Source organism: Scytonema sp. UIC 10036 (assembly GCF_009725235.1).
The window spans coordinates 16,334-32,875 of record NZ_WJFC01000147.1 but is presented as its reverse complement, the minus strand read 5'-3'; the positions used below and the strand labels follow the sequence as shown (position 1 = coordinate 32,875).

Here is a 16,542-nt window from a genome sequence, read left to right as displayed (position 1 = left end):
GGGCTAGAGGTTGGGGGTGTCGTTTCCCATTGACCAGATTTCTCCTTGGATAAATCTGGGATCTTGCGACTCCTCAAGAAAAATTTATCACCTCAATCAAAAAATGAAGACTAGTATAAGAAATGTAACTTCCCATCATTAGCTTCAATTGCTCATGAACCTCTCTTCTTACTTCATGCACTTGGTTGGTTCTGGTGTCAGCGCCTACTACTTTGCCGCTCAAATCCGTGACCCTAAAACTCGCCCCAATGTTCTAGCAGGATTTCAATTGGCAGAGTCTGGTTCTGTTCCTTTGCTGAGCGGACTCAGCGATCGCGCCGCAGCAGAAGGTGATACATGGCTTGCAGAAAAACTGGCACAACACGCATCTGATGAAACCAAGCACGGTCAAATTTTTGCCCACGCCTTAAAGCAACTTAATAAAGAAGTTATAGATTTTAAAAATTTGCCAAAAAACACTCAGGAAAATAAATCACAAGAACGCCGCAGCCCCTTTTTTGCAGCTTTCTTCGAGGGCTATTCTCAAGAACAACTCAAACCAGAAGTGATTGATTGGGATGTGTTCATGGGTAGCACCTACATTTTAGAGTTAGATGCAAGTAAAGACTTTACCCGCATGGCAAATGTCTTACCCGAAAACGATCCAGTCACGCGCAACTTGAAATTGGGAATCTTGAGTATTGCCAAAGATGAAACCGGTCATGCTGCTTACATTTACGAAGCAATGATGCGGCGAATGCCAGCTGCTAGTGTAGAAAAACTTATAAATGAATGGCGTACTCGTAAAACAAACGCCATGTTAGCATTTGCTGGAAATATGTTGCAGGGCAAGAATAATTCTCGCTCAATGGTGCAAGATGCTAAGTCTTCAGAAACTCATTCTGAAGTCGTGGCTGCATAGGGACGCCAAAATCCCCCACCTCGTTCCCAGCCTCAGGCTGGGAATGCCTTAAGAGAGGCTCCGCCTCCTAACTTACAGCTAGCACGAGGCAGAGCCTCGCAGCCTGTATTCCCAGCCTCTGGCTGGGAACGAGAGAGTACATAGTTTTCATAACCACAATCACAATTGCTGCCAACAATGAATTATCAAAGCAGTGACAATTGAAGAAACAAACTGTTGATTGAGGAATTTTGGAGTTTCCATTTCGGCTCGTAGCAGATGTGCTAAATGAAGAATCGAGGGATTACTAATCTGCCTCTTTAAAATAGGATGCCGATCGCAATAAAGCATTTTTTGGTCAATGATTTGCTCAAATCTCAACAGGCTAAGTGTGATTTGCAGATAATCTAGAAGCGGTTTTTTCCGGACATCGTTCAACCAATTGGATTCAAATTCCTCTGCGTTAGCGAAGCCCCCCATTGGTATCGCATTAGTAACTCCTATCTGGTATATCTCAATACTGACTATTAAAGTATTGGTTGAGCAAACAGGTGGTTTAACCGAATACGCGTACTTGATGGCAAGCTCGTCCCAAGAGACATTGAGGATGAGAATATCAGATTGCATCATAAAATTAACCGGGACGAGTCCCTTCTTCGTAAGTCCAGCACATTACGGCGTTGAGAATTCATGGTCGTATTTAGCAATGGAATTTGAGTTAAGTTCTATACAGCCGTTAAGATACACCTGCCCCTGTTGACTGAATCAACACATCAGGTTGATATCCAGCAGGCTTGTATCCAACTGTTGCACCGCCGTGAATCATGCCTTGAATTTCTGAACCAAAGAAACTGTAGGGAAACTGTGGTTCGGGGCGGCTGATAGCTTCGAGACGGTTGGCAAGTTCGGTGGGAATCTCAAACGAGAGAGCTTTAAGATTGTCTTCCAGTTGCGATTGCTTGGTGGCTCCAATAATCACCGATGCAATTCCAGGGCGATTTGCTGTCCAGTTGACTGCAACTTGAGCCATACTGCGCCCAAGTTCTTTTGCCACCGTTTCCAGTTCTGCTACAATTTTCCAGTTGCGATCGCTAAACTTTTGAAACGCTGGATTTGAGATACCGCGAACCGTATCCAGTCGTCCTTCTCCTGTAACTCCACCTTCGCTGGGTTTGTACTTACCACTGAGAAGTCCACTCGCCAAGGGACTCCATACCATTGTACCCATTCCCAGTTCCAGACCGAGGGGAATAAATTCCCGCTCAATGTTACGCTCAATGAGCGAGTATTCGAGCTGGAGAGTGCAAAGCGGTTCATAATTGCGCCACTCGGCGATAGTTTGTGCTCGTGCTGCATACCAGCTTGGCGTATTGCTCAGTCCGATGTGACGCACTTTACCAGAACGAACGAGATCGTCTAGTGTCCGCATGACTTCTTCGGCTGGGGTGATTGTATCCCAAGTATGGAGAATGTAGAGGTCGATGTAATCAGTCTCCAACCTTTGTAGCGAACCTTCTACCGCCCGCATAATATTTTTGCGCCCGTTACCACCAGCATTTGGGTTTCCTGGTTCGGCATTGTAGCTAAACTTAGTTGCCACTACAACGCGATCGCGTAGGTTGCGCTCGGCAATAAATTTACCTAACCATGTTTCGCTCGTACCGTTTGTATATAAGTCTGCCGTGTCAACAAAGTTACCGCCTGCATCAACGTAGGTATTAAACATTTGGCGTGCGGTGGATTCATCGCTTCCCCAACCCCATTCAGTACCAAAGGTCATTGCACCGAGGGCGAGGCGGCTGACGCGCAGTCCGGAATGTCCTAGAGTGTAGTAAGTGTTGAGAGACATGTTTGTAGCTCCTTGTGTATATTTGAAAAGTGTTTAATGTGACCTAATTGAAATGAACCGCATTTTGGAGCCAGTGCGTTGCTCTGGTTCCCAGAGTTGAAGCACCTGGCGTCGCAAAGTACACGAAGAAAGAGGAGAAGAAGATCGGTAATTTTATGGTGCAAAGGGTGTCATTACTTCTGCTGAGTAAAGCCACTAGGATTGCCCCAAGCCTCTATAAAAACGATAGGATCGTAGTATTCGCGAAAAAGTATAACCTTACCATCACGGAATTTAAAGAGTCCACCGTAGGTGTTGTTGTAGGGCTTTTTTGTTGCCAGTACTTCAATTTCGCCACGAAATTCTACAAAGAAAGTATTGGGGTCAGTAGTAGGGTAAATTTTTAAGTCAGGGAACACCATGCGTCCAACACTGGTTGGTAATGACGAATAATGTTTGGCGACGGCGGCTTTGCCTTCAACTCGTTTGGGAAATCCAGCAGGAGAGTAGGGCATATCTTGTACTCCATCATCCGCCCATAGTTGTAGCCATTCATTCATACGTTTTTGGGATAATAACTGGAAATATGTGCGGATGGTTTGCTCGTTTTTCTGGCGAATAGGTTCAGCCTCAGTGTTTACAGTTGCCATATTTGTTATACCAGCTTGGGTTTGAGGTCCGATTGTCAATAAGCTCAGCATTAAGGTTGCGCCAATTAAAACTTTTTGCATTAACATCTTGACAAAATCCTTGTTTTAGAGTTTTAAGGAAACGATTGAGGGAAAAGCTTTTATAGGGATGTTCTTAATTGCTTAACTGTGAGAGCAACGGCTTGATTAATAGTTGCTTCTCGGTCATAGAAATCAAATTGTTGCGCTTCGGGAAACCAAACTATACTTTTGCGATCGCCAGGGATTGCGGCAAAGAACTGACGCGCTCCATCAGGAATTGCGGCTTTCTCACTGTGGATAAATAAAGTCGGTACTTTGATTTGCTTGGCTTGTGGCATGGCACTAAAAGTCAACCACTCCGCCCAAGACATGACCGCAAATTGGTTCGCCCATTGGGGAATTGCACCCCGTTTGGAATTGAGATAATAGTCAACATTGCCATACATTGCTGCCTGTTTGTTTGTGGTGCTAATAGCGGGAACGTATTCTGCTTTACCTGTCTGTTCAAATTTAACCCGCGCTGCCTGTGATGATTTGATTTTTTCTTGTACAGCGTTCTCTCCGCCATAAATAGTATTGACAATTGCTGCATCATGAATCCAAGGTGCAACAGCGACAAATGACTTGATACGAGAATCAGTTGCTGTAGCCACTGCCATATAACCTGCGGAAGCGCAAATGCCTAACCCGGCAATTCGCTTGCTATCGACAGCATCAACAGTTTGCAAGAAGCTAACAGCATTTTTGATATCTGCAATTTTGGCAGTGGGAGACTCAAAACTGCGAACCTTACCACCGCTTTCCCCAAAGAAGCGAAAATCAAATGCTAAGGCAGCAAATCCTTGTTCTGCAAGCTTGCGAGCATAGGTGGCTGGCATTTGCTCTTTCACTGTTGTCCAAGAACCTGCAACGATCGCAGCGGGTAACTTATCGCCAGGTTTGTAGTTAGCAGGTAAGTACAAGTTACCAACCAGCGTTTCACCTTCGCTTTGAAATGTGACTCGATTAACACCGGGTTTGTAGGCGTTAGCCGCAATAACAGTATCAGAAACTTGCTGTGCTCGTGGCTGTGTTGAATTCTTGCTTTCTGACAAATTTTGTGCATGGGCGTAAGCGCTACCAGTTAACAAAATCAGTGAGAGGGCAGAAGCTTTGATGGCAGAGGATATTGTTTTCATTGTTCGTTCTCTGTTGTTTCTTGTTAAATCCAATTTAGAGAATCTGCCCAAAGCATTCACGCCCCATTCTTGCGCGGTTATATCAAAATTATGCTCAGAGTACACCCCCCTTTCATCCCCCCGATGCTTTGGGGGGACAAAGGGGGGTGATTTTTGTACTTCTATTTACTGTCGCGAAATTGCTTTGGTGTTACCGCTGTAAGCTTGCGAAATTGCGCGGTAAAGTGACTCGGATTGGAAAAACCTACCTGATAGGCAATTTCTGCTGACGAAAATCGCGTCACTTTTAGCAATACTTTTGCCCGTTCGATGCGCCGTTGCAGAATGTAGCGGTTATGACCCTAGCCCCAGCTTTTGAAGCTATGTATTCTAGGATTGTAAAAAACTGTCCAAAGGCAGCATCTAACCAGGATTTATTTAAACCCGATTTGGCTGACTGACCATTAGGTAAATACTTGCCGTCCTCATCCTGCTTAGCTTTGTTGCGTTTTGACAAAGCTTTCAGATTTAAATCTTCATGTACAATAACTTTTTTATTTGTCCGAATTACTGCATGAGCCGTCTTGAATGCGTGGTCTTTCCTTGCTCTAGCAATACGTTGATGTTCTCGCGCTTCCCTTTTGGCTAGTTTACGTCTTGCCTTGCTTCCTTTTTTCTTGGCGGATTTACGATTAGAAACTCTAGCCAAACGTTTTTCAGACTTCCTGAAAGACTTTAAGGAAGGTAATTTGGTATTCTCTGAAGTTGCCAAATAATCATCTTCATGCAGAACTGCGTCCAATCCCAAAGTATTATCCCAAGTGGGTGTCACTTCATCAGGATTGAATTCAGGCACATTTGGATCTTCTAGACAAATGGTCACGTACCAACCATCTGCTTTTTTAGTTAATAAAGCATTTTTCAGTACAAAACCATTAGGTGAGTCCAGTCCTGAAGGAGGGTTTCCCTCCGTAGGGAACTGGCGAACCCGTAAGGGCAAAGGTCGATGTAAACGCACTTTAACCCAACCATCAAGCTTTGAAATTGACAAGAATAACCAGTCTTTTTCGATTCGTTCAATCGTTATAGCTTGTCCCTCAATTCTCATAGTGCGATCGCTTATGTATCAGGGGTTTTGTGGCTCATCACACACCGAGCGCAAATCACGCACCAACCCTTTGAAGGCATGACTGATTGGCGAATGACATTTACCTAACTAACCAACTTCCAAGCTTGTCACAGCAAATACACGATTTATAGGCAAGTTAGGAATTTCTTTATTGTACATCCGAGCGACTTCAGAGACTGGCTTCATCCCGTAACGTTGAGCCAGCTTAATCGCTTCTGGATTAGCATCTGGCACATCAAGAAACACCCTCGCTTCAGTTCCAAAAGCAAGCAAGGCGAGTAAGAGTTGCTCGGCAATCTGTTCATCGTCGGCATTCAACGGTCCAATCCGCAAACCTGTATAACTAGGGCGGATGACTCCATAACCAACAATATGCCCATCTCTAACAACCCCTAAGGCATTACTGTTTGATTGGTTTATCCAAAGTCGTAGGAACTGCTTGCGCTCAGCCGGAAAAAGCTCTCGATCGTAAGCAACTAACTTCTCAAAAGGCACAGTTTTGAGTTCTACAATGCTCTCCGGCACAACGCCGCCGCCCTTTGCCTCATAACGAGTATGACGGTAGGCGATTTGAAAACCTGATTTTTGGTAGTTCTCCTGTTGGGCAAGCACTCCATCTATACTAATGTTACGCTCAGTACCAAGATATGCCATTGCTGCCCTCCACATTTTCACGCCAAAACCCCGCCCACGAAACTGGGGTTTGACAATATAAAAGCCAATAACGGCAAAGTGCTTAGAGTAAGCAACAGCGGAAATACTTGCCACAAGTTCATTGTTTAACTCGCCCACAAAAAAACCGCATCGATCGGCTTGGTAAAAACATTCAGCATCATAAATTCCAGGATTCCAGCCTTCAACTGCTGCCCAATCAATTATCAAATCTAATTCCGACCTCTTCATTGGTCGAACGGTGAAATTGTCGATTGTCATTGGTGATATCCTGGTATAAACATCTTTCTACTTCCATATTATTGTGGAGCAGAAAAATAAGGATAAAATGTTCGTATCAACCAAGGCTGGTTTCATCATAGTGCGCGAGCAGAGACTTAGTTAACATTATCCAAGCAACAGTTAGTCCTTTTTGGGTTTGAGTGTAATAAAGCGTCAGAATTATGTCTGACACATCATGGTGATGCAAATCTCACTTGATTTTCAGTAACAACTACAAATTGTTCAGGTAGTCTATCTGCATAATTTTCCAATAATAGTTGAAGCTTTTCGATTTTATTTGTAGCCCTTTCATTTTCTAATCGCAAAAAAATTACACCTCTGTGCGGATTACCTTCTCGAAATATTTTTTCACCAAAATCTTTATCATGGTCTGTCATGATTTGGGGTGTGGTGTATCAAGTTTATTTTAATTGAATTAACATCGCTATTGACCGTTCTCCGTCATCAGCGATTTCTAAAGTGACATGAAGTTCGGAATCAATATTGCCATCAAACTTGAGGATAACTAACTTCTTCATAAGCAATGTCAGTAAATTTTTTGTTCCTAGGGACGAACGGCTATAAGAAAGCAAAAACACTATAAGCGATCGCCCCTACGCAATCTACTTATCATACAACGAACTCTTGTGTAATTTTTGACTCTTTTAAAATCACATCAACACTAAATTTCTCCCCAAAATAAGCACTAAATTCGACTTCAATCCAATTATCATTATGCCGAGAAGTCGTATATAAAACTTCCTCTCCCTTATCGTCAATTACAGCCACCTTTAATTTTTCAGGTATGTACGCATTTGTCCCTGGCACATACTCATCTTTCGTGAGAGACACTTGTATCAAAATCTTAATTTCGTCTTGATGATTCTGATGATTCGTTCTGTATTATCAGGTTACATTGGATTTCCCTTGTCTTTCCCTGATAGTTGTTGCCATTGTGCTCTGCCAAACGGTTTAAACCCCCCATCGCTCGGCTGTATGCTTATAAGAAGTCGGGGATTTTGCAGCCTCCAATCTCTCAAGAACCTATCCGTAATTTGGTCAGCAGATATTGAAGTATCTAGAGTCACCAAAAACAATTCCAAGCAGGAAAAGTTTTAAATTACTTTTACATCACCTAAGGCATATTTTAATGGCTACTTACGTTGCAACAAAAGAAGGCGATCCTCTCACAGTGCGTTCTAAACCCAATGGAGAATCAGTAGGTTCTCTCAGCAATGGTACTGAAGTCCAAGTGACTGGCGAACCCGTGCAAGCAGGAAACAGGAAGTGGGTACAAATTGGAACGAATCGCTGGGTTGCTAACGAATTTCTCACAACTATCAAAACAGCACGAGTGGTTGCTAAAAGAACGACAAAAACCATCGGTGGCGGTTTGAGAGTCTACGAAACTCGACTGATAGATAGCAATGGTAATGTTATCAACACAGTACAAGCTGTTTCCGGTCGAGTTGGTAAGCAAACTCCTTCTGATGTTGCAGGTACTGAAACACCTCTACCCTTTGGCATTTACAAGTTTGACAGCCTTGGGGTTGTCGGTACACCACCAGGAAATAAACCTGAATTTGGTGGTGTTTGGTCTCCAGTAACACCTCTGTTCAGTACGGGACGTTCCGGTATAGGTGTTCACTACGATCCCTCTGCTTTGGCTCAAAATTCTAACACTGGTACGGCTGGTTGTTTTGCCACGCCAACTGTTAAAGAACGGGACATTATGACAAATTTTATTCGCACTCACAAACCAACTCATTTGATTGTGTATGAAGGTTAGTGGTGAGTGGTTAGTGGTTGGTTGTTGGTAGTTATACTACAACTATGTTTTACAATTCTCCTGATTCCTTGCACTCTAGGAACGGGCGATACGCCCGTCCCTTGAATTTTTGCAGGCAGATTGTGTTATAACTCAAGTGCGATCGCTAACACTTCTATATAAAATCTCTGACTTATCCACATTCCATTCGCAATCAATTCATCCATTACGTCCTTAACGCTAAAAATTAAACCATTCTCTTTTGCCAAGAGCAAAACGCCCACAGTACCGATTAGCTGCAATCCTTTGGATTTCGCTATTTTTCTTGCATCTAAGTCATCTATCAATAGCTGCAAGGCTTTCAACTCTTGTGCTAGAACAATAGCAGCACATTCACCTAAATCAAGATCGGTCTGTGCTTGGAGAGTTTGCACCATTTGAACATTACCAACAGGCTGCACTTTAATCCAATTGGCAACAGGAACTTGTGTCGCAGCAGGATAGTTTCCCACAGTTACTTCGTCATAAACTTCTTGAGGAATGATAACGTTTCCAAAAATGTCACGCAGCAGTTCCAATCGCCCAACCTTCGCCAATTCACTTAATGGAGTTGTGTCAGCAACAATAATCACGCTCTTAATTCACTCTTGTTGATTCAGCATTTCTCTGGCGTGAGCAATTTCCTGCTCGATTTCAGAGCGCGTCTGCTCTGAGAATGTCGAGATTTCATACTTCCCCATTAATTCAATTAAGTCAAGTCGAGTTATACCTAATAATGTTGCGGCTCGATGTTTAGTAATCGCACCCTGTTTGAGTAATGTCATGACATAAGCTTGTTTCGCTTTAAACTCAGCTTCCATCTTCTGCTCTTGGGAAATACCAGCGAGGGCTAGGGTAAACTTAATTTCTACTTGCTCCAGTTGCATTGCAATTTCAACCAATTCATAGTTCAATTTTAGCTGCCCAATTCTTCGGACGTGGTCATAAATCTGCTTTCTCAACCTCAGCTTTCAAAATATCCTTAAGTGTCAATGTGTACATTAATACAAAAATTAAATTTTCTGAATGGTAGATGAATTTTATATTCTTGTGGCATGGGCATCTTGCCTTTCATTTGATTGAACTGTCTACTGAATTAAACACATAGAGCTTCTAGCCCTACGTCTCTACATAACCTACTGTGTCAACGGATGCTTGCCATTGTTATTATTCAACTCAACAGAGTTCTGAAGAGAATACTTGGCGGCGTCTGCTACTTCCAACGGTTCAACATTCAGACTTTCCTCATTATCAGTCTTGAACACAGTGACTGAAGCTTGTAACTGCTGTGCTACGTCTACAGTTTGTTCCAAAGAACTAGATACCAAGCGAGAGAAATCGCTCGTATGAAGTGAATCTTGAGCAATTTGTTTCATCAAAGACACCACCTCTTGCGAAGTTTGCGCTTGGGATACTGTTGCATGGGAAATGGATTGTACTAAAAAGTCAATTTCGCGAGACATTTCTAAAATTTCACCAAGTTGTTGCTTGGTATCTTTCACTGAATCTGTGCCTTCCACTACCTGTGTCATGCCCTGTTCCACGGCTTTCACAACTTCATTGGTTTCAATCTGTATGTTTCGCACAATATGTTGAATTTCTTCAGTGGCTCGGGCTGAACGAGCGGCTAAATCCCCAACTTCTTCTGCCACAACTGCAAAAGCCCGACCTTCCTCACCTGCTTTTGCTGCTTCAATACTAGCATTGATAGATATTATGTTGGTTTGCAAGGCAATTTGATTAATCAAAGACACAACTTTGGAAATCTCTTGGGATGATTCACCAAGCCGTTTCACCTTTTTAGCAGCTTCTGCCATAGTCAAATGGAGGTTCGTGATGCTATCAACTGTGCGCTCCATGGAATCTCTACCAACTTCTGCAGTTGTTGATGCAGTACGTGCCATACCTGCTGCTTTATGGGCGCTATCTGCTACAGCTTGAATTGAAAGTACCATTGCATCTAACGATTTCAGGGTATGAGTAATCTCCTCTGCTTGTTTGAGTGCATCATCTGCCAACAGACACATCGCTTGTGAGTTTTCTCCAACAAGCACATTCACCTGTTGGACAGCTTGTTTTACTTGAACCACAATGTGGCGCAGGCTTTCAATAATAACATTGAAAAAGTCGCCCACAACCTTAATTTCGCCCGTATTAATCTGGGCACGCACTGTCAGGTTACCTTTAGATGCTTCTTCAACATCATTTAGCAATTCTATGACTTGATGCTGTAAATTTTCTTTACTAAGCCGCAATTGTTCTTGTGCTTGGATTTGTTCTGTGATGTCAGCTTGTATCCCAATAAAATTTATGACTTGCCCGGAGGCATCTCGTACTGGTGAAATAGTCAATTGGTTCCAGAAAGAGGTACCGTCCTTGCAATAATTCTTAATAATAACTTGGCAATCCCTCTCTTGGTTGACGGCATTGTTTATTTCTCTTACAGTAGCAGGGTCTGTGCCTTCTCCCTGCAAAAACCGACAGTTATGTCCCAATGCCTCTTCTTTCGAGTAGCCCGTCATGTTTTCAAATGCTGCATTGCAAAAGACGATTGGGTTATCTTCCTGTCGTGGATCGGTAATGAGAATACCGTTGCTAGCAGCAGCAATGGCGCGATCGCGTAACCGCAGTACTTCCTGCGCCTGTTGCAATTCATGGAGGAGATTTGCTTGTTCTAGAGCAATGCCAATTTGAACTGCCAGTTGTCGGAACAATTCAATTTCCCACTTTTGCCAAATCCGAACATTAGAACACTGATGAGCAAAAAGTAAACCCTGAAGCTGATTGTTCTGTAGGATAGGTGCAGCCATATAAGCTTTAATCTGAAAGCACTTTAAAATCTCCAGATGCTCCTCAGTAAATCCTACTTCGTAAATATTATCAATAACCCAAACTCGACCATTGTTATAAGATTCAACATAACGTTCCCAAAAAGAATCGTCCATTCTATGCTCCAAAGCAGAAATCCAACCTTGGGCAACTGATTCAGCAATAATAGTACTACTCCAATCACGATTCAAGCGATGGATTGTAACGCGCTCCGCACCTAATGCTTGTTGTACTTCACTCACAGCAGTATTGAGAACATCTTCCAACTTCAAAGAACGCCGAATGCGTAGAGTAATTTCTGTAAATTGTTGCAATCTTTGCGCTTCAGCTTCTTGCTGCTTTAGGAGAGTCGTTTGAGATGCCATGCGCCGATCCACAAAGGATGTCAGCAGTGTAAAACCTAGGATAATCAGCGTAGCAATGCCAATGCCGAGCGCAAGCCAGCTGAGAGAAGATTGCACAGCGCGGTTTGCTACGATCGAACTCACAACTTGTGTTGGTGTGAAAGAAACTGCCGCCATTCCCGTATAGTGCATCCCGGAGATTGCAGCCCCCATGATGAGCGCACTTAAAATCCGAGACAATTTTCCAGTGTTACGCGTTTGCATGCGGAATTGAAAGGCAATGTACAGTGCTGCTATAGACGCGCCGATGGCGATCGCAACCGACAGCACAAACAACAGGAAATTGTAGTGAGTAGAGGCATCCATCTGCATTGCTGCCATACCAATATAATGCATAGATGCAATACCTAAACCCATTAACACACCGCCAACCAGCAATCGCTTCATACTCAAAAACCGACGACTCGCGAGAAAAAGCGCACCTGCTGAACTAACAATCGCGGGCAATGTTGAGAACACAACAGTTCCCACATCATAGACGATGGGTATTGGTAAACTAAATGCTAGCATAGCAACAAAGTGCATTGACCAAATCCCAATACCCATCGTAATTGCACCGCCAATCAACCAAGCTAGTCTGACCTTTTTCTCCCCTGCACTCACTCTTCCAGCAAGATCTAAGGCTGTGTAGGATGAAAGTACTGCGAGTACTATCGATAACGCGACTAAACCTTGGTCATAGTTGCTACTTAGCATGCTTAAATCTCCTTAATGTTTTTAAATAGTTTTTTATAAAGACTTCATCTAAAAACTCCTGCAAGGTTGGAAACTGCGTACCGTGACTGTCGCGGAGGAACGCTGAGTCATATTATGTCGGCTTATAGACCCTGAATAAAAATCACGCAAAGACGAGGCAGCGCGTTGCTCTGGTTCCCAGAGTTGAAGCGCCTGCCGTCGCTAAGGCGCTAAGAAATTAAGAAACTTGTTTATGGTTATGCTACCGGACATGATATGGACGTGTTTTAGTCTCGATTGAGAGTTAGTGGGTTTCCCTGTTATAGATGCACGAAACTCACACTCTGTTCGCTTGGGGTAGAGCAAGATTTGAGGCTAGAGCAAACAGATAAATTCCTTCCATATCGGAATCTGAAGTTTTTCTCTCAGGTAAAAATTACGGGCTTTAAAGTAGACGCGGCTTATGAATAAATCTGAAGTAGATTTAAATAATATGTATTGTTTTCCACATATGTTATTCTTACATAAATTTTTTTTTTGTCAAACAGGACTTATATTAAGTTGGGGTGATTACTTGTAATAAAATTTATCAACGTGGGTTGGGTTGACGAATGAAACCCTGGAAATTGATGTTGGGTTTCGTTCCTCAACCCAACCTACTATTAAAATTTCAAAGAACGTGGTTTCCCATCGTCTTGAAATTGCTGTTCACCAACTCCAACCAGTTCGACAATGACTTCACGGGATGGTGGTATCCATTCTCCCTGTCGTTCTCCAATTTCTAAAATTGTGTGTTCTGCATTGGCAAAGACACGGTAATTTGTTGTTGCGAAAGCTCCTTTTTGAAACTCAAATGTATGTCCGTCATCTTCATAAAGAGTAAACTCACCAGCACCATGCCAAATACGCAGTCGTAATTGGTTGAGTGGAATCTCATCGATATGCTGCATCACGGGTTGCATGGGAATAATTGCACCTGCGCGGACGTAAAGAGGCATAGTTTCTAGTGGTGCATGAGCAAGGATGTGAACTGGTCCGTGATAGCTTTCTCCCGTCCACCAATCATACCAGGTTCCTTCTGGTAAATATACGGAACGATACTCTATTCCGGGACGGTAAATAGGTGCAGCCATCAAATTAGGACCGAGCAAAACTTGGTCGTAGAGCGTGTAAGTTTTGGGATCGTTGGGGTAATGGTAGAGTAATGGTCTTAAAATGGGAGTCCCTGTAGTTGCTGCTTCCCAAAAGAGGGTGTAAAGGTAGGGTAGCAATTGATAGCGTAGATTTATGTATTCCCTACAAATTTTCTCTGTACGTTCTCCAAAAACCCACGGTTCATGGCGTGCTGTACTCATAGCTGAGTGACCGCGCATGAGAGGATAGAGCATTCCTACCTGCATCCACCGGGCGAACATTTCTGCTGTGGCGTTACCCGCAAATCCACCAATATCGCATCCTACAAATGCTACACCTGACAGACCCATATTACATAGCATTGGTAGGGACATTTCTAAATGATCCCACAATGACTGATTGTCACCCATCCAAACTGATGACCATCGCTGCACTCCTGCAAAACCAGAACGAGTCAGCACAAAAGAACGCTCATTGGAACGTAAACGTTGCAAACCTTCTGCACTCGCCCTCGCCATTGACAAACCGTACAGGTTGTGTACTTCAGCATGAGTTGCCCTATTTGGGGACAAGGGGGACAAGGGGGACAAGGTAGAATCTTCTCCCTTGTCTCCCCCCTCTCCCTTGTCCCCTCCCTGGGGTGCATCTAGAGGAAACCAAATTTTATTCCCGCCATCTCCAAAAGGGCGATCGTCAATGGCTGGCTCGTTCATATCATTCCATATTCCCGCAACGCCTGCATCAGTTAAGCTTTTGTGCAAGTCTCCCCACCACTGACGCACATCGGAACGCAAAAAGTCGGGAAATACGGATTTTTCCGGCCAAACATAGCCGTGGAACAACCGCCCATCAACTTTCCTGACAAAATAGTCGTTTTTTATCCCTTGGTCAAATACGTGATAATTGGCTTCTGGTTCGTATTTAACTCCTGGATCTATAATGGTGACGGTTTTAAAACCGTTTTGCCCCAAGTCAGCAATCAGTTTTGCAGGATCGCAAAAGCGGTTGGGACTCCAGGTGAACACGCGGTAACCCCGCATATAATCAATGTCAAGATGGATGACATCACAGGGAATTTGACGCGATCGAAATTCTTGCGCTAGTTCCCGTACTATGGTTTCTGACTCGTAACTCCAACGACATTGGTGATAGCCAATTGACCATTTTGGCGGTAGTGGCATTCTACCTGTTAACTGGGTGTAAGTGCGAAGAATGTCTGCAGGTTCAGGACCGTAAATAATATAGTAATCTAACTCGCTCCCACGAGTTTCCATTTTCAAGGTACCTGGTGCTTCTGCACCAATGTCAAACTGACTCCAAAAAGTGGTGTTGAAGAAAATACCATAGGCAAGTTGGGGACGCAAGGCTATAAAAAACGGGATTGCCTGATACATTTCATCAGTTTGGGTACTGTAGTCTAAAGCGTCAACCGTCCAGTTGGTTTTGACTTCGCTTAGTTTATCAAGCAATCCTGTGCGTTCGCCAAATCCGTAAAAGTGCTCTTCTGCTTCTATGTGTTTCCACGCGGCGACTGCACCCAATCGCCAACCCATTCCCATCTCTGTATCTTGAGTAAAAGGACGCCCTTCTTTATCAAAGCAGGTTATACGACATTTTTCTTTGTGTACGATCGCGCGTATCTGCTCGGTTTCAATTTCTACAACAGTATCTGTTGTGTTCACCTCGAAAGGCACATCTGCCCATTCTGTGTCATCCAGTGTCACCGCCCAAGGACGACGGGGCTGAAATTCACCTGTTGGTGACATCCGCACTCTTAGCAAGTTGGATGCGAGTATGCTAATGCTAACACGGGCGTCACCACACTCCAGATAAATCGTGCGTTCGCTCTTAGCGCAAGCCTCCCCCGGCTTATTGCTCTTGTTGACAGATTGCACCGTACCAATAGTAGTCCAAGGTTGGTCAGTTGTGGGCAGTTTTCCAAAGTATTGGGGCATGCACCCTCCAAGGTAGATGTATATCTCAAAACAATTGCCACTTTAGTACACTCAACCATTGGACATAAACCTACTGATGGCAGAATTTTAAACATCTCTGATAAAGCTCGACTCATGCACTGACTTGAGAAGCATCAAAGTGACAGTTCGTGCTACTTCTTTATCTATTTGCCATATCAACACATAAAAAGCGATCGCTCATTCAGTCTGCTGGTTCTATCAGGTAGTTTAAAAGCAATCGTGGTAGTTCTCAATTCACTGAAATACAGCATGAACAGCGATCGCCTGTTGATACCTTTCTTATACGTGTAAGCACGCATAGGTCAACACCATTGTATCAATCACCATCAGATCGTCATCTCCAAGTGTTGCCAAGTCTAAGGTGTCGAGCTTATGATATCTTTTTATGATATCATAAAAAAAATGTACTTTAATGTGGTTAAAAAAACAAATGTACTATAAATTGTGACTGCTAAATGAATTTAAATAACAAACAGCGTCAGGTTTTGGAATCTATTTTTACAAATCCGATTCCCGCAAATATTCTCTGGCAGGATATTGAAAACTTATTTAGAGCATTGAATGCTGATATACGCCAAGGTCAAGGGTCACGGGTGAGAGTGAAATTAAACAATGTCAAAGCTGTATTTCATGAACCCCATCCAGAAAAGGAAACTGATAAAGGTGCAGTTAAATCGGTACGAGAATTTTTAATCAAAGCAGGTGTTGAACCAAAAACATTAGTAAATGATGATGAGTAAGTTTTAAAGTGAAAACTATGATGACTTATAAAGGATACACAGCAAGTTTAGAAATTGACTTAGAAGCAGGAATTATTTTTGGGCGTGTATTAGATATTAATGATGTAGTAACATTTAAAGGGAAAACAGTCGAGGAAGCACGTCAGGAATTTCAGAAATCGGTAGATGATTATCTTGCTTTTTGTGAAGACTTAGGGGAAGAACCCGATAAACCTTTTTCTGGAAAACTTCCCTTTCGCACAACACCAGAACGTCACCGCAAAATTTTTCTTGCAGCTTCTAAAGCAGGTAAAAGTATTAATGCTTGGATGGATGAAGTATTGAGCAGTGCCGCAGATAAGGTAATTAATACAAATTTCTAAAAAGTTTTGTTTACCTT

General features: G+C 43.1%; 17 protein-coding genes and 1 pseudogene. 4 read left to right on the top strand and 14 right to left on the bottom strand.

Translation table 11 applies throughout. The features are described 5' to 3' along the window. The first annotated feature begins 154 nt into the window (after positions 1 to 154). On the top strand, positions 155 to 901 hold the full coding sequence (locus F7734_RS43120; RefSeq protein WP_155750520.1) for a ferritin-like domain-containing protein: 747 nt from the start codon (positions 155 to 157) through the stop codon (positions 899 to 901). Between the two features lie 159 nt (positions 902 to 1,060). On the opposite strand, the gene F7734_RS43115 is transcribed toward F7734_RS43120, so the two are convergent. From F7734_RS43115 to F7734_RS43075, 9 genes and pseudogenes are all read right to left on the bottom strand, one after another. Next, a complete protein-coding gene (locus F7734_RS43115; protein WP_155750519.1) occupies positions 1,061 to 1,510 on the bottom strand; it encodes a hypothetical protein in 450 nt (149 codons plus the stop codon). A 106-nt stretch (positions 1,511 to 1,616) separates the two neighbouring features. Then, positions 1,617 to 2,729, bottom strand: a complete 1,113-nt coding sequence (locus tag F7734_RS43110; protein WP_155750518.1) for an aldo/keto reductase — start codon at positions 2,727 to 2,729, stop codon at positions 1,617 to 1,619. A gap of 173 nt (positions 2,730 to 2,902) precedes the next feature. Next, positions 2,903 to 3,445 (bottom strand): nuclear transport factor 2 family protein, encoded by a 543-nt coding sequence (locus F7734_RS43105; RefSeq protein ID WP_155750517.1) that lies wholly within the window; start codon positions 3,443 to 3,445, stop codon positions 2,903 to 2,905. A 53-nt stretch (positions 3,446 to 3,498) separates the two neighbouring features. Continuing rightward, on the bottom strand, positions 3,499 to 4,557 hold the full coding sequence (locus F7734_RS43100) for an alpha/beta hydrolase (RefSeq protein ID WP_155750516.1): 1,059 nt from the start codon (positions 4,555 to 4,557) through the stop codon (positions 3,499 to 3,501). Positions 4,558 to 4,718: 161 nt separating this feature from the next. Further along, positions 4,719 to 4,841: a helix-turn-helix domain-containing protein gene (locus F7734_RS43095; protein WP_347566381.1), complete on the bottom strand. Its 123-nt coding sequence runs from the start codon at positions 4,839 to 4,841 to the stop codon at positions 4,719 to 4,721. A gap of 2 nt (positions 4,842 to 4,843) precedes the next feature. Further along, positions 4,844 to 5,644, bottom strand: coding sequence for a transposase (locus tag F7734_RS43090; protein WP_243147387.1), 801 nt, complete (start codon positions 5,642 to 5,644; stop codon positions 4,844 to 4,846). Between the two features lie 108 nt (positions 5,645 to 5,752). Continuing rightward, positions 5,753 to 6,598, bottom strand: coding sequence for a GNAT family N-acetyltransferase (locus tag F7734_RS43085; RefSeq protein WP_155750515.1), 846 nt, complete (start codon positions 6,596 to 6,598; stop codon positions 5,753 to 5,755). Positions 6,599 to 6,792: 194 nt separating this feature from the next. Then, entirely contained in the window at positions 6,793 to 6,996 is a 204-nt protein-coding gene (locus F7734_RS43080; RefSeq protein ID WP_207714340.1) for a DUF5615 family PIN-like protein, read from the bottom strand. A gap of 232 nt (positions 6,997 to 7,228) precedes the next feature. Beyond that, positions 7,229 to 7,474: pseudogene (locus F7734_RS43075) on the bottom strand (DUF1822 family protein); the annotation flags it as partial. A 274-nt stretch (positions 7,475 to 7,748) separates the two neighbouring features. Here F7734_RS43075 and F7734_RS43070 point away from each other — a divergent pair. After that, positions 7,749 to 8,387, top strand: a complete 639-nt coding sequence (locus F7734_RS43070) for an SH3 domain-containing protein (protein ID WP_155750513.1) — start codon at positions 7,749 to 7,751, stop codon at positions 8,385 to 8,387. A 125-nt stretch (positions 8,388 to 8,512) separates the two neighbouring features. On the opposite strand, the gene F7734_RS43065 is transcribed toward F7734_RS43070, so the two are convergent. From F7734_RS43065 to F7734_RS43045, 5 genes are all read right to left on the bottom strand, one after another. Continuing rightward, positions 8,513 to 8,998, bottom strand: a complete 486-nt coding sequence (locus F7734_RS43065) for a DUF3368 domain-containing protein (RefSeq protein ID WP_166482503.1) — start codon at positions 8,996 to 8,998, stop codon at positions 8,513 to 8,515. Between the two features lie 9 nt (positions 8,999 to 9,007). Then, the gene (locus F7734_RS43060; protein ID WP_243147386.1) at positions 9,008 to 9,367 is read right to left on the bottom strand and encodes a UPF0175 family protein; all 360 of its coding nucleotides are present in this window, start codon (positions 9,365 to 9,367) and stop codon (positions 9,008 to 9,010) included. A gap of 174 nt (positions 9,368 to 9,541) precedes the next feature. Further along, positions 9,542 to 12,334, bottom strand: coding sequence for an MHYT domain-containing protein (locus tag F7734_RS43055; protein WP_155750511.1), 2,793 nt, complete (start codon positions 12,332 to 12,334; stop codon positions 9,542 to 9,544). Positions 12,335 to 12,975: 641 nt separating this feature from the next. Continuing rightward, a complete protein-coding gene (locus tag F7734_RS43050; RefSeq protein ID WP_155750510.1) occupies positions 12,976 to 15,402 on the bottom strand; it encodes a TIM-barrel domain-containing protein in 2,427 nt (808 codons plus the stop codon). A gap of 176 nt (positions 15,403 to 15,578) precedes the next feature. Continuing rightward, entirely contained in the window at positions 15,579 to 15,722 is a 144-nt protein-coding gene (locus tag F7734_RS43045) for a hypothetical protein (protein WP_155750509.1), read from the bottom strand. Positions 15,723 to 15,878: 156 nt separating this feature from the next. Here F7734_RS43045 and F7734_RS43040 point away from each other — a divergent pair, with 156 nt between their 5' ends. Next, positions 15,879 to 16,163, top strand: coding sequence for a type II toxin-antitoxin system HicA family toxin (locus tag F7734_RS43040; RefSeq protein WP_155750508.1), 285 nt, complete (start codon positions 15,879 to 15,881; stop codon positions 16,161 to 16,163). Positions 16,164 to 16,183: 20 nt separating this feature from the next. Beyond that, positions 16,184 to 16,525 carry a type II toxin-antitoxin system HicB family antitoxin gene (locus F7734_RS43035; RefSeq protein WP_207714341.1) on the top strand — a complete coding sequence of 114 codons (342 nt, stop codon included), beginning with the start codon at positions 16,184 to 16,186 and terminating at the stop codon, positions 16,523 to 16,525. The last annotated feature ends 17 nt before the right edge of the window (positions 16,526 to 16,542 follow it).